Annotated in this window: 16 protein-coding genes; 6 read left to right on the top strand and 10 right to left on the bottom strand. The window is 58.7% G+C overall.

Annotated elements, in window-relative coordinates:
* A complete protein-coding gene (gene speB / locus ACR0DK_RS10220; protein WP_170406255.1) occupies positions 1 to 969 on the bottom strand; it encodes an agmatinase in 969 nt (322 codons plus the stop codon).
* Positions 970 to 981: 12 nt separating this feature from the next.
* Complete coding sequence (locus tag ACR0DK_RS10215) at positions 982 to 2145, bottom strand: M20 aminoacylase family protein (RefSeq protein ID WP_170636205.1); 1164 nt, start codon at positions 2143 to 2145, stop codon at positions 982 to 984.
* 66 nt (positions 2146 to 2211) lie between these two features.
* On the opposite strand from ACR0DK_RS10215, the gene mazG reads away from it, so the two are divergent.
* From mazG to ACR0DK_RS10200, 3 genes are all read left to right on the top strand, one after another.
* Positions 2212 to 3069 carry a nucleoside triphosphate pyrophosphohydrolase gene (gene mazG, locus ACR0DK_RS10210; protein ID WP_170662754.1) on the top strand — a complete coding sequence of 286 codons (858 nt, stop codon included), beginning with the start codon at positions 2212 to 2214 and terminating at the stop codon, positions 3067 to 3069.
* 62 nt (positions 3070 to 3131) lie between these two features.
* Positions 3132 to 4070: a nucleoside hydrolase gene (locus tag ACR0DK_RS10205; RefSeq protein WP_170662756.1), complete on the top strand. Its 939-nt coding sequence runs from the start codon at positions 3132 to 3134 to the stop codon at positions 4068 to 4070.
* Complete coding sequence (locus ACR0DK_RS10200) at positions 4067 to 4516, top strand: GNAT family N-acetyltransferase (protein WP_170422057.1); 450 nt, start codon at positions 4067 to 4069, stop codon at positions 4514 to 4516. The genes ACR0DK_RS10205 and ACR0DK_RS10200 overlap by 4 nt, the downstream gene beginning before the upstream one ends.
* Here ACR0DK_RS10200 and ACR0DK_RS10195 read toward each other — a convergent pair.
* The 6 genes from ACR0DK_RS10195 to ACR0DK_RS10170 all read right to left on the bottom strand — a co-directional run bounded on the left by ACR0DK_RS10195 (position 4513) and on the right by ACR0DK_RS10170 (position 8850).
* Complete coding sequence (locus ACR0DK_RS10195; RefSeq protein WP_170396730.1) at positions 4513 to 4680, bottom strand: hypothetical protein; 168 nt, start codon at positions 4678 to 4680, stop codon at positions 4513 to 4515. The genes ACR0DK_RS10200 and ACR0DK_RS10195 overlap by 4 nt on opposite strands.
* Before the next feature lie 102 nt (positions 4681 to 4782).
* Positions 4783 to 5100, bottom strand: coding sequence for a hypothetical protein (locus tag ACR0DK_RS10190; RefSeq protein ID WP_170422059.1), 318 nt, complete (start codon positions 5098 to 5100; stop codon positions 4783 to 4785).
* A 122-nt stretch (positions 5101 to 5222) separates the two neighbouring features.
* Positions 5223 to 6500: a phosphopyruvate hydratase gene (eno, locus tag ACR0DK_RS10185; RefSeq protein ID WP_480736008.1), complete on the bottom strand. Its 1278-nt coding sequence runs from the start codon at positions 6498 to 6500 to the stop codon at positions 5223 to 5225.
* 144 nt (positions 6501 to 6644) lie between these two features.
* The gene (locus ACR0DK_RS10180; protein WP_170422062.1) at positions 6645 to 7523 is read right to left on the bottom strand and encodes a DMT family transporter; all 879 of its coding nucleotides are present in this window, start codon (positions 7521 to 7523) and stop codon (positions 6645 to 6647) included.
* A 136-nt stretch (positions 7524 to 7659) separates the two neighbouring features.
* The gene (locus tag ACR0DK_RS10175; RefSeq protein WP_170396723.1) at positions 7660 to 8073 is read right to left on the bottom strand and encodes a Fur family transcriptional regulator; all 414 of its coding nucleotides are present in this window, start codon (positions 8071 to 8073) and stop codon (positions 7660 to 7662) included.
* Positions 8074 to 8145: 72 nt separating this feature from the next.
* On the bottom strand, positions 8146 to 8850 hold the full coding sequence (locus tag ACR0DK_RS10170) for an endonuclease/exonuclease/phosphatase family protein (protein WP_170396721.1): 705 nt from the start codon (positions 8848 to 8850) through the stop codon (positions 8146 to 8148).
* A gap of 116 nt (positions 8851 to 8966) precedes the next feature.
* On the opposite strand from ACR0DK_RS10170, the gene ACR0DK_RS10165 reads away from it, so the two are divergent.
* Positions 8967 to 9398 (top strand): hypothetical protein, encoded by a 432-nt coding sequence (locus ACR0DK_RS10165; RefSeq protein WP_480736004.1) that lies wholly within the window; start codon positions 8967 to 8969, stop codon positions 9396 to 9398.
* Between the two features lie 62 nt (positions 9399 to 9460).
* On the opposite strand, the gene ACR0DK_RS10160 is transcribed toward ACR0DK_RS10165, so the two are convergent.
* Complete coding sequence (locus ACR0DK_RS10160; protein WP_480736002.1) at positions 9461 to 10879, bottom strand: protein adenylyltransferase SelO; 1419 nt, start codon at positions 10877 to 10879, stop codon at positions 9461 to 9463.
* An 86-nt stretch (positions 10880 to 10965) separates the two neighbouring features.
* Here ACR0DK_RS10160 and ACR0DK_RS10155 point away from each other — a divergent pair, with 86 nt between their 5' ends.
* Positions 10966 to 11385 (top strand): cupin domain-containing protein, encoded by a 420-nt coding sequence (locus tag ACR0DK_RS10155; RefSeq protein WP_170509491.1) that lies wholly within the window; start codon positions 10966 to 10968, stop codon positions 11383 to 11385.
* A 4-nt stretch (positions 11386 to 11389) separates the two neighbouring features.
* Complete coding sequence (locus tag ACR0DK_RS10150; RefSeq protein WP_480736000.1) at positions 11390 to 12280, top strand: fatty acid desaturase; 891 nt, start codon at positions 11390 to 11392, stop codon at positions 12278 to 12280.
* Between the two features lie 64 nt (positions 12281 to 12344).
* On the opposite strand, the gene ACR0DK_RS10145 is transcribed toward ACR0DK_RS10150, so the two are convergent.
* Complete coding sequence (locus ACR0DK_RS10145) at positions 12345 to 13424, bottom strand: anhydro-N-acetylmuramic acid kinase (protein ID WP_370644450.1); 1080 nt, start codon at positions 13422 to 13424, stop codon at positions 12345 to 12347.
* Positions 13425 to 13508: the final 84 nt, after the last annotated feature.

The following is a 13508-nucleotide window of genomic DNA, read 5'->3' as shown; positions in this document are numbered from 1 at the left end:
TTAAGGCTTCACCAGCTTGTTCCACCCCAAAAGGCAAATGATCTGTGTTGCCACATGCGCCCCCGCAATCGCCGTCGCACCAGAGGTGTCATAGGGCGGAGAAACCTCGACCACGTCGCCACCTTTGAGGTTGATCCCGGCAATGTCGCGCAGGATGATTTGCGCCTGAATCGAACTCAGCCCGCCCCAGACTGGCGTGCCAGTACCGGGCGCAAAAGCAGGGTCCAGACCGTCGATGTCGAAGCTCAGGTACACGGGGCTGTCGCCCAGAATACCCCTGATCTTCTGCGCCACGGCGGCTGGGCCGGATTCGTAAACCTCGCGCGCGTCGATGATGTTGACGCCCAACGTGTCTTCGTTTGTAGTGCGAATGCCCACCTGAACCGAGCGTTTCGGATCAACCAACCCCGATTTCACTGCCTTGTAGAACATCGTCCCGTGATCCACGCGGGACATGTCGTCATCGGCCCAGGTGTCCGTATGCGCATCAAATTGCAGCAGCGACATTGGCCCATATTTCTCGGCATAGGCCTTAAGGATCGGGAAGCTGATATAATGATCCCCGCCCAGCGTGACCGAAGCGACATCGGCCTTCAGAATGGTCCGAATGTGGTCAGTCAGCGTGTCGGGAAAGGCCGGGATATTGGCGTAGTCATAGGCCATGTCGCCATAATCCACGATGGCCAGCTCACTCAGCGCATCAAAAGGCCAGCCATAAGGCGCATCCGGCGATTGCAGCGCGCTCGCCTCACGGATCGCGCGCGGCCCCAGACGGGTTCCGGGGCGGTTTGTCACCGCCTGATCGAAAGGCACGCCGGTTACAGCAATATCCGCACCCGTCAGGTCTTTGGTATAAAGCCGCCGCAGGAATGAGGTCGCGCCGCCAAAGGTGTTTTCATAGGACAGCCCCTTAAGATCGGGGTTGGTGAATGCCTCATCCACCTGGTTCTTTGCATCTTCCAGTGCCATGTCTTTTCCCTGTCAGCCCAACGGCTGTGCCTTTTCGACGATCCGTGCGAAGAAGGACGCTCCGATCGGCGCGACGTCGTCATTGAAGTTGTATTTCGGATGGTGCAGCCCCGCGCCATCTCCTTGCCCCATGAACAGGTAAGCACCGGGTCGGGCCTGCAGCATGTAGGAAAAATCCTCTGCCCCCATCTCACGCCCAGCATCATCTTTCACGCGTTCCGCGCCGGATACATCCCGCGCCACTTCAGCCGCGAATGCCGCCTTGTCGGCGTCGTTGATAGTGGCGGGATAACCCTCCTGATAGTCCAGTTTGGCCTCGACACCGTACGAGGCCGCCTGCCCCGCCACGATCTGCGCCATTCTCTCTTTGACCATCCTTTGCACGGCCGGATCAAAGGTGCGAACGGTGCCGTTCAGATAAGCGGTATCAGGGATCACGTTATTCACTGTTCCGGTGTGTATCTGCGTCACCGACACCACCAGATCGTCCAGCGCATAGTGGTTGCGGCTGACGATGGTTTGGATCGCCTGCGCCATCCCGCAAGCTGCCATCACCGGGTCGCGCGTCTCATGCGGCATTGCCCCGTGGCCGCCCACGCCCTGAATATGGATCTCAAACGTATCTACTGCGGCCATCAGCGGCCCCGGCGTGGTTTCGAACAGCCCCTCGGGCCGACCCGGAGTGTTATGGATACCGTAAACCTGAGAGATATCGAACCGATCCATGATGCCTTCTTCAACCATCACGCCCGCGCCGCCGCCCTCTTCCTCGGCAGGCTGAAAGATCAGCGCAACCCGGCCCGCAAAATTCCGCGTTTCGGCCAGATAGCGCGCAGCACCCAGCAGCATGGTTGTGTGCCCGTCATGACCGCAGGCATGCATCTTACCGGGGTTCTTCGAGGCGTAGTCCACGCCCGTTTCCTCGGTAATCGGCAGAGCATCCATGTCAGCGCGCAGACCAATAGTCGGTCCCTCGCCCTGCCCGTTGATGATTGCGACCATGCCGGTTTTGGCGATTCCCTCATGCAGTTCATCTACCCCAAACTCGCGCAGACGCTCGGCCACATAGGCGGCGGTCTCATAGCATTCGAATTCCAATTCGGGGATGGTGTGAAGGTGCTGGCGCCACTTGGCCATATCAGCGGCGTAATCGGCAATTCGGTTGACGACGGGCATCTGGGGTGGACTCCTGATCCTGACTGCGGGATGGATGCATCTGACACCGGAACGAAAGGGTTCGCAATGGCCGAAAATCCTCTGATCCACGACACGGACGCAGGTATCGAGCGTTTGCTGGAAATCATGCGCCGCTTACGCGACCCTCAATCCGGCTGCCCGTGGGATATCGAACAGGATTTTTCGACCATCGCGCCCTATACGATCGAAGAAGCCTATGAAGTCGCCGATGCCATCGAACGCGAGGCTTATGACGAATTGAAGGGAGAGCTGGGCGACCTGCTGTTCCAATCCGTCTTCCACGCGCAAATGGCTGAAGAGGCTGGGCATTTTACCTTTCAGGACGTGGTGCGCACCATGTCGGACAAGATGGTTACCCGTCACCCACACGTCTTCGGTGATGAGTCCCGAGACAAGTCGGCGGATCAACAGACAAAGGACTGGGAAACCATCAAAGCCGCCGAACGTGCGGGCAAAGAACAAAAAGGTGCACTAGACGGTGTCGCCGCCAACCTGCCCGCCCTGCTACGCGCACATAAGCTGCAGAAACGTGCCGCGCGCGTAGGGTTCGACTGGCCCGACGCCAGCCATGTGCTGGCCAAAATCACCGAAGAGGCCGCCGAACTGGAAGAGGCGCGCGACAGCATGGATGCCGACGCGCTTGAGGATGAATTCGGCGATCTGCTGTTTGTGATGGTCAACCTTGGCCGCCATCTGGGCATCGAACCCGAGGCTGCCCTGCGCCGCACAAACGCCAAGTTTACTCGTCGTTTTGAGAAGGTCGAAGCCCGGCTGGCCGAACGCGGAAAAACGCCCACCCAAAGTGATCTGGCCGAAATGGACGCGCTGTGGGATGAGGTGAAAATCGAGGAACACCGCGCCAACGGCAAACTCCCGCCGGTGGATGCCGCACGCGAGGCCTGAAACCGCTGGACAAGCCCCGCGACACTTGCGAGTGTCCGCCCTTCACGGCCCCGGAGACCACAATGCCCCGCAAGATCATAATCGACACCGATCCCGGACAGGACGACGCCGTCGCCATTCTTCTGGCGCTTGCCAGCCCCGAAGAGATCGAGGTTCTGGGTATCACCGCCGTCGCTGGAAACGTGCCTTTGGAGCTGACCGCCAAAAACGCTCGCATCGTGTGCGAGTTGGCGGGGCACACCGAAATCCCCGTCTACGCCGGATGCGATCGCCCCTTGAAACGCCCGCTCGTCACCGCCGAGCATGTGCATGGTAAAACAGGGCTCGACGGCCCTGTTTTGCCAGATCCCGAAATGCCTCTGGCCGAGGGTCACGCGGTCGATTTTATCATCGATACCCTACGCGCACATGAGCCCGGCACGGTGACGCTCTGCCCTCTGGGGCCGCTGACGAACATCGCCACAGCGTTCCAGAAAGCGCCCGACATCATCAACCGGGTGCAGGAAATCGTGCTGATGGGTGGTGCGTATTTTGAGGTTGGAAACATCACACCAGCAGCCGAATTCAACATTTATGTCGACCCGGAAGCTGCTGAAATCGTGTTTAAATCCGGCATTCACATCGTAGTCATGCCGCTGGATGTCACCCACGACGCGCTGGTCACGCCCCATCGCAACGATGCATTCCGGGCATTGGACAGCAAGGTTGGTCATGCGGTCGCAGAAATGACCGATTTCTTCGAACGTTTCGACAAGGAAAAATACGGATCGGAGGGCGCACCGCTGCACGACCCCTGCGTCACCGCCTATCTGATCCGACCCGAGTTGTTCTCGGGCCGCCACATCAATGTTGAGATCGAAACCCAATCAGAATTGACGTTGGGCATGACAGTGGCCGACTGGTGGCGGGTCACTGATCGCGCACCAAACGCCATGTTCATGGGTGACGTGGATGCCCAAGGTTTCTTCGACCTGCTCACAGAAAGACTTGCCCGCCTATGACCGCCGCACTCCGCCTTGCCCGCCCCGACGATCTGGACCGACTGATGGCGCTGGTCGCAGCGTTTCACTCGGAATCCGGCATCGCGCAGGATGACGAGAAACGTCGCAACGCGCTGGCCCCACTGCTGGATGGAATACCCCATGGGTGCATATATCTGATCGGTCCGGGCCGCGCGCCGCTGGGCTATGTCATCCTCACCTTCGGCTGGTCGGTCGAGTTTGGTGGCATGGATGCCTTTGTAGATGAGATTTACATCCGCCCCGCCGTTCGCGGACGCGGTATCGCCACCGAAGTGCTGCATGATCTCCCCAAGGCGCTGGCCGAGGCCGGTCTGACCGCCCTGCATCTTGAGGTCGACCGAACCAACGAAACCGCGCAGAAACTATATCTGCGGTCAGGTTTTAAACCGCGCGATCGCTACATGCTGATGAGCAAATCGCTTTAGCGCGATTCCCCCCGGAAGATTACCGCCGGATTTGCCATTTCCTGCACCGGATCATCCTGCGAAACCTGCATCCCTGTGATCGGATAGGTCCCAGGCTCTGAACATGCGGCCAGCATCCCCGCGCAAAGCATTGAAATTACGAGAAAGACCTTTGAAGCAGACATATCGTCCCCCTTTCTGCAATGTTTGCAGACTATCGGGAGTCACAGCGCCGCAATAGGAACAAGTTCACACATAACGACATTTATGTTTGTTTAGCTTAACGATCAGCGGCAGTTCTTATTGAACGTCTGCTCCATGGTCTTGAACTGCCGGGGCACGCGTTTGGGTTTGGGCAGCGCATTCAACTGTTCAGTTATGTTCTCACCGGTGTACCAGGACTCGAACAATAATTCTTTGATGTCATCGTCCAAAACCGTGTTGGCGACGTTATAGGTGCACAGGCATTCCTCCATAGTGACCTGCCCGCTGGGATCGCCTTCCACCATTTTCTGGCACACTGCCTGAGGCGGACGATCAGCCCCTGCAAGCTGAGGCAGGATCAATAGCGCCCCAGCGCCAACGATGCGTTTGAATGTTGTCATAAATCGCCCTCTCCCATGTTGGCCTTCGATGCCCAGCTTAGACGGATCGGTAATGACTCAAAGAAAAAAATGGCCCCGGCGTTCTACCGGGGCCTGATCTGGTTTTACCAAGTACGCCAAACTCAGCGCTTTAGGATCGACGCGCCGGCGTATTCTGCGACCTCACCCAGCGATTCCTCGATGCGGATCAGCTGGTTGTATTTGGCCAACCGGTCCGACCGCGCCAACGAGCCGGTTTTGATCTGCCCGCAGTTGGCCGCCACAGCCAAATCGGCAATGGTGGCATCTTCGGTCTCGCCCGAGCGATGCGACATCACGTTGGTATACCGTGCACGGTGGGCCATATCGACGGCGCGCAGAGTTTCGGTCAGTGATCCAATCTGGTTCACCTTGACCAGCATCGAGTTGGCACAGCCACGATCGATCCCCTCGGCCAGGCGCTCTGGGTTGGTTACGAACAGGTCGTCGCCGACCAGTTGTACTTCGTTGCCGATGGCATCAGTCAGCGCTTTCCAGCCATCCCAATCGTCCTCGGACATGCCGTCTTCGATCGAGATAATTGGGTAATCTTTGACCAATGTCGCCAGATACTCTGCGTTTTCCTCTGAGGTCAGCGAGATGTTTTCACCCGACAGAACATATTTTCCGTCGCGGTAGTATTCGGTGGCGGCGCAGTCCAGCGCCAGATGGATCTCTTCTCCGGGTTTGTAGCCCGCTTTTTCGACCGCCTGCAGGATGAAATCCAGTGCCTCACGGGTCGAAGCGATGTTAGGGGCAAAACCACCTTCGTCCCCCACTCCGGTGGCCAGTCCGGCAGCCGACAGTTCGCGCTTGAGCGTATGGAACACCTCCGACCCCATGCGCACGGCTTCGCGGATATTCGCGGCCGAGGTCGGCATGATCATGAATTCCTGAATGTCGATCGGATTATCGGCGTGCTCACCCCCGTTGATGATGTTCATCATCGGAACCGGAAGAACGCGCGCCGAAGTACCGCCAACATAGCGATACAGAGGCTGCGTGGTGAAATCCGCCGCCGCCTTGGCCGTCGCCAGCGAGACACCCAGGATAGCGTTCGCGCCCAGACGGCCCTTGTTCTCGGTCCCGTCGAGTTCAATCATCGCCTGATCGATGGCCACCTGCTCGGTCGCGTCAAAGCCCACCAGTTCTTCGGCGATCTCACCGTTAACGGCAGCAACCGCTTCCAGCACGCCCTTGCCCATGTAACGAGATTTGTCACCATCGCGCTTTTCCACCGCCTCGTAGGCGCCGGTCGACGCCCCTGAAGGCACAGCGGCGCGGCCCATGGTGCCGTCTTCCAGAATCACGTCCACTTCGACCGTCGGGTTGCCCCGGCTGTCCAGTATTTCGCGTGCGTGGATGTCGATGATCGTGCTCATGATACGGGTCCCAATGATGCCAACGGTTGCATGCCTCATACCAGCACGCGGCGAAAAGTAAACCGTTTCCGTTATCGCTAACACTTATATTTTTCAGCCTTTAGGGCTAACAGTTTGCTGTTTGCGCCAACAGGTCGCGGGCGCTTAGGCCACTGCCAATGCCCGCGCCAGCTGGCGTTCTCGAATGAAAGTATACAGACCTGATCCGATAATCAGACCGGCACCGGCCAACGTCATGCTGTCGGGGCGTTCGCCAAACATCAGCATCCCGGCCGTGATCGAGAACACCAACCGTGTATACCGAAACGGCGTCAGCGCTGAGGCTTCGCCAATCCGCATCGCGGTTACGATACCGTAATAGCCCAATACGCCGAACCCAATGGCACCCAGATAAGGCCCGATCTGCGCAGCTTGCAGCGGCACAACGGGCTGTGCTGTGAACACCATAAGGGCCGCACCAGCCAGCGCCACTCCGATATAGGCCTGCAATGCGACGACCGACGAGGCCACACGAACATCCAACCTGCGTGTGATCAGATCACGTGCCGCGATCGCAACGACCGATACCAAAACAAACAATGATTCCGGCTGGAATCCCTCGAACCCGGGGCGGATGATCATCAAGACGCCGACAAAGCCGATCCCGATGGCGCTCCAACGGCGCCAACCGACCTGCTCACCCAGAAACAGTGCTGCCCCCATCGTGACAAATAGAGGCATCGCCTGAAAAACCGCCGCCACAGTCGACAGATCAACAAGTGACAGCGCGGTCACGAAGCTGAGCGCACCAAAGGCTTCGGTCCCGGCACGGATCAGCGGCAAAGGTTGCCACGCGACCGGGTCGAAGATGCGTTTGCGTGTCGCCATAGACATAAGCGTAAACACAGCCCCGCAGATCAGACCCAATGCGATCATGATCTGCCCGGTCGACACACTGACCGAGAGATGCTTGATGAACATGTCCTCAAGCGCGAAGGCTGCCATCGAGCCGATGATCAGCAAAATGCCGTTTACGTTGTTCATGCGCGTTTCCATTGGAACAGGCCGCTGACAGGCGGACCTTTCCGGCAGCAAAACCGTAACCTTTGCGACGTCGCAAGCAGTATTACGACATGTTCGATGAAATCGCGTTCACCGACCGATCGATTTTCGTGATGTGTCAGTCTTTTTCCAACGGTACGCCGTACAATTCTAGGCGATGGCCTTTCAGCCTGTAGCCAAGCTTGGCCGCAATCTTTTCTTGCAGAGCTTCTATCTCAGGGTCGACAAACTCGATCACCTCGCCTGACTGCATGTCGATCAGGTGGTCGTGGTGATCACGCTCTGCATCTTCGTATCGCGCGCGCCCGTCGCCGAACTCCAGCCGCTCAAGTATCCCGGCCTCTTCGAACAACTTCACGGTACGATAGACTGTCGCGATCGAAATTCCCGCATCTTCGGCTGAAGCACGGGCATAAAGCTCTTCTACATCCGGGTGATCTTCGCTCTGTTGCAAGACCTGTGCAATGGTCCGCCGCTGGCCGGTCATGCGCAGGCCCTTGGCTTCGCAACGGGCGATAATCGTGTCGGACATGGTGACCCCCGGGACTGTTCGGTGTTCTGTCTTAATATGTCTACGCGCCCTGCGCCACAGACGATTTTGCGGTCAGGCGATGCGTCGCAGATCGGCCCAGACCGGCAAATGATCCGAGGCGATATGCGCGGGCCGCGCATCATGCACCCCGTGCAGTGCAGCCTCAAGCCCCTGCCCCACCGCGATTCTGTCCAGTGCCCCCAATGGCTGCGCGGCCGGGAAGCTTGGAACCGGAGGAAGAAACCGCATGTCCGGGGCCAAATGATCTAGAACAGGCTGGCGTGACCATTCGTTGAAATCCCCGGCCCAGACGGTGGGCATGTGTTCCAGATCAGAATCACATCGACGGATATGACTGATCTGTTGGCGTCGCGACGCCGGCAAAAGCCCAAGATGCATGCCCATCACCCGTAAAGGCCCGATCTGCGTATCAAACTCGACCCGCACGGCGCCGCGGGGCTCCAGACCCGGCAAATCATGATGACCTGCCTGACGCACCTGAATGGCGTCCCCACGCCAGATCACCGCGTTGCCATGCCAACCAAGACTACCGGCACCGCCCAGGTCCACGATCTGCCACCCGGCCTCATCCAACATGAAATGTGGCAAAGCGGCAGGACGGGGCGGCAATCGTTTGTCCGCCTCCTGCAGAACAACGATATCGGCCTGCATGCTTTCGATGACCTGCAATATCCGCTGCGGCTGCCGCCGGAAATCGAGTCCCACGCATTTCTGAATGTTGTAACTGGCAAGGCGCAAGGTCGAGCGGTAGGTCATCGGCACACTTAAACTGATTTAACCCAAGATCGCCAACTGGTCGGACAAGTGCAAGCTGAACCCAGCGCTGAATGGCAACGCGCCGCCTGCTCCGCTAACATTTGTGCAAAACGGCCTTGAGCCCGCGCAGCCCCTCGGCCACCTTCACGATCATGTTCATAAGGTTTGTCCATCCGATCAAGATAGAAGATATGGACGCGCGTCAGGGGTTCTTCTGCGCGGCCTACCACCTGCGCGACACTGCCGCGCTGGATAAATACACATTCGATCGAATTGAGGCGCTGCTGGCTTGGTTCCGGGAAAACCTTGAAATCCCCTATCGTTTCAACAGGACAAAATCTAAAGGCGCCTTTCAGCGCAATACCAAAGGCCTCAGCTGGTTCAAACCCGAAGCCAATGAGGTTTTGGGCAAGTCGTATGAGATGGTCGCACTGCTCAAAGAAAACGGATACCAGATCGATACTCTGCGATCAGACCGGATCGGCTACATTGTCTATGAAGATGCGTGTCAGGTGATCGCCGAGCCCTTTGCAGACACGCCCCGATAGCCTCGAAACCTGAAACTTCAAAAGTTTCAGGCTCGGTTTCTTCATAAGAAACCGTCTCTTTGTTACGTACCGCAGAATGTCGCGTGTACGACCTCGTTCTTCGCCGGAGGGCGCATCAGGTCAGCTGATTCTGGTTGATCCTCATACGGCCGTGACAGCACTTCATTCAGTCGATTGAACGGTGCGTAATCGCCCTGCACCGCAGCCTGAATCATCTGCTCCACCCGATGATTGCGTGGAATGAAAGCCGGATTGGCCGCAGCCATCACGTCCGAAGGCGCATCCTCACGCGCCAAGCGTTCCTGCCACCCCTTTGCCCATTCGTCAAAAGCCGCCGGGTCGGCAAACTGGTCTCGCGCGCGGTCGCTGCCCAGCGCGCGGAACGTGTTTGTGAAATCCGCCTGATTCTGCGCCATCCGCGTCAACAGGTCCGAGATCATTTCAAGATCCCTCTCCTCTGCCCGAACCAATCCGATCTTGGCCCTGAAACGTTCCAGCCAATGTGCCTGCATCAACGCAGGCATGGCATGGACAATTTCGGTGGCCTCTTCGACAGCTGCGTCCTTGTCCTCAAACTGCTGAATTAGGGCCGTCGCCAGCTGCGCCAGATTCCAAACCGCAATCTCAGGCTGGTTCGAGTAGGCATACCGCCCCATCCGGTCGATCGAGCTATAGACTGTATTCGGGTGATAGCTGTCCATGAACGCACATGGGCCATAGTCGATCGTCTCACCGGCGATCGAGCTGTTGTCAGTATTCATGACCCCGTGAATGAAACCCACGCTCATCCATCGAGCGATCAACCCGGCCTGCGCATCCCGAACCGCGCGCAACAAACCCATAGCCCCGTCCGCCTCAGGATAGTGGCGCTGAACGGCATATTCAGTCAGCCGTTGCAGGCTCTCTATCTGCCCTCGCGCTGCAAACACCTGAAACGTGCCCACCCGCAAATGGCTCTGCGCCACACGTGTCAATACCGCCCCGGGCATCGGACCCTCGCGCAGCACGATCTCTCCGGTTTCAACCGCTGCCAAGGCGCGCGTGGTGGGAATGCCCAGCGCATGCATCGCCTCGGAAACCACATATTCGCGCAAAACCGGCCCCAGCCAGGCACGTCCATCTCCTTGGCGCGAGAACGGTGTCTGCCCTGAGCCCTTCAATTGAATATCCCGCCGAATCCCGTCGACTCCGACCGTCTCACCTAACAAAACCGCGCGCCCATCTCCTAGCTGAGGGTTATAGGTGCCAAACTGATGCCCGGAATATAACTGCGCCAGCGGCTCGGCCCCTTCGGGCACAGTATTGCCCGCAAAAGCCTGCGCCATCTCTTCAACGTCGCCCGGCGCAATCCGCAACAGTCGCGCCAGATCACTGTTGAAGGCAACAAGCTTTGGTGCACGCACAGGCACAGGCCCCTGCCGCGCAAAGAAGGTGTCCGGCAGGCGAACATAGCTGTTGTCAAACGGGATCATCAAAGTCATGCGGCAAACATATGCTCTGCATACACAATTGCCATAGCAGATCGTGCGCGTGCGTGCATAATCCCACAAACAGACCCGAGGCTCCCATGACCGCGCAAGACATCATCCAACACCTGAACCTGCAGCAGCACCCCGAAGGCGGCTGGTTCAAAGAGACCTGGCGTGCCGACAATCCCGGCCGTGCCACCGGCACTTGCATCTACTTCCTGCTGGCAAAGGGTGAGCGCAGCCACTGGCACAAGGTAGATGCGACCGAGATCTGGCTCTACCATTCCGGCGCTCCGCTGATCCTCTCGCTCAGCGCCTCCGATACAGGCCCTGCCAAAGACCACATCCTGACACCTGATCTGACCCAAGGCGCACCGCAGCTTATTGTACCCAAGGGCCATTGGCAGGCGGCGCGCAGCAGTGGAGACTACACGCTAGTCAGTTGCACTGTTTCACCGGGATTTGAATTTGACGGGTTTGAACTCGCGCCACCCGGCTTTGATATTCCAGGAGTGTAATTCCATGGACCACCGCGCCCTGATCGCCGCGATCCCGCCCGAGACCAAGGACAGGCTGCAACAGCGATCAGACACGGCAGGTCTCAGACATCTAGCGATCTATTTCGGCGCTTTGACAGCAACCAGCACCGGTATCATCCTACAGGTTCCCCTCTGGCCACTATTGCTCCTGCCGCAAGGCCTATTGCTGGTTTTCCTCTTTACGCTCAGCCACGAATGCACCCACAAGACGCCGTTCAAAACCCCTTGGATCAACGAAGCGGTTGGGCACCTTGTCTCAATTCCCATCTGCCTGCCGTTCACATGGTTTCGCTACTTTCACCTTGCCCATCACAAATGGACAAACCACCCGACCAAAGACCCAGAACTTGGCGGCAAACCCCGCCCCGAAAACTGGCGCAGCCTTGCGATCTATCTCAGCGGCTGGCCATATTGGACGGGTATGGCTCGTGTGTTGACCGACAACGCGCGCGGCAGGATTGGCCCCGCTTACCTGCCAACCCGCCAGCACCACGCCATACGAACCGAAGCCCGAATATTGTCCACACTATATGCCCTGGCCGCACTCAGCCTGTTCTTCAGCCCCTTGTTGTTCTGGCTCTGGCTTCTGCCCGCCCTTATCGGCCAGCCTTTTCTGCGCCTATACCTGCTGGCTGAACACGGCCTCTGCCCGCCGGTGGCAAATATGCTCGAAAACTCCCGTACCACCTTTACCAATCGAATGATCCGATTTCTGGCCTGGAACATGCCCTACCACGCGGAACACCACGCCTTTCCAAACGTGCCTTTCCACCACCTTCCAGCCTTCCACCGCTGGACCCAGGCACACCTGCAATCCACCTCGGACGGCTACACCGAATTCACCCTGGATTACGCGCGTGCCCTAAATCGCTAGATCCGTCCCTTCATCTGGCCAAAAATACCTCGGGGGAGTCGCGCAGCGACGGGGGCAGAGCCCCCTACCCGCTCACCACGACACCCCTCGCCGGAGACGACACGACACCGCCCCCGACCAGCGCACTTACCCCGGTGGTACCCGGGCAAGAGGTCGGCAATCCCCGCGCCACACGCACGGCAAGGTAGGCAAAGGCCTGCGCTTCCAGCATGTCTCCGTCCAGCCCAACCGCCTCAACCGGCTCCACCGGGCAATCCAGCGACACGCGCAGCATTTCCATCAGCACTGGGTTGTGACGTCCGCCACCGGTAACCAGCATGCGCACAGGCGGCTTGGGACAATGCTCCATCCCCTGCAGCACACCCGCAGCGCTCATCCCGGTCAACGTGGCCACCGCATCCGCATCGCTCAGCTCGGTCACCAGACCGATCATTTCCGAGAAATCATTCCGGTCCAGCGATTTGGGCGGCATTCGGTTGAAATAGGGCTCGGCCAGAAACAGCTCCAGTGCGCCGGTCTCGACCGTACCCTCTCGGGCCAGCGCGCCGTCCCGATCCATCGGCAACCCCAACCGCGCCTGCATCAGATCGTCAACCGGCGCGTTGGCAGGTCCGGTGTCGAAAGCCAGCAACGCCCCTGGCGCTTCAGGCCCGTCAAAAGACGGGTCAACATAGGTCAGGTTCCCAACACCGCCCAAATTGAGGAAACACAGCGGCTCTTCCGCCCCGATCCATTTGGCGCAGGCGAAATGAAAGAACGGGGCCAGAGGCGCACCCTCTCCGCCCAGCGCCACATCATCGCTGCGAAAATCCCAGACCACCGGCAGCCCCAAAGCCTGCGACAGACCCAGCCCGTCACCCACCTGTAACGTGCCACGCCCACGCGGCTCATGTGCCAATGTCTGACCGTGGAAGCCGATCAGATCGACCTCTTCGAACTCTGAAAGAACCTCGGCATGTGCCCGGGTCACCAATTCAGCCGAAATATCAACCTTTGGTCCATGCCAAAGCCCCAGCGCCGCGCGCAGTGTGGCACGCTCTTCTTCGGAATAAGCGCGATACCCGCTGGGACCAAAGCCGAATATCTGCTGCCCATCGGTTTCAACGACCGCAGCGTCCACACCGTCCAGCGATGTGCCCGACATGGCCCCCAACGCTCTGATCGCCCCCGATTTGCTGATGACCCTGCCCACGCCGACCTCGTATTGCGTCTCTCCACCCGTTTCGCC

The sequence above is a fragment of the Ruegeria sp. CE6 genome, from assembly GCF_056537485.1.
Note: the sequence above shows the minus strand (reverse complement) of the source record. Positions and strands in the feature narration are given on the sequence as shown.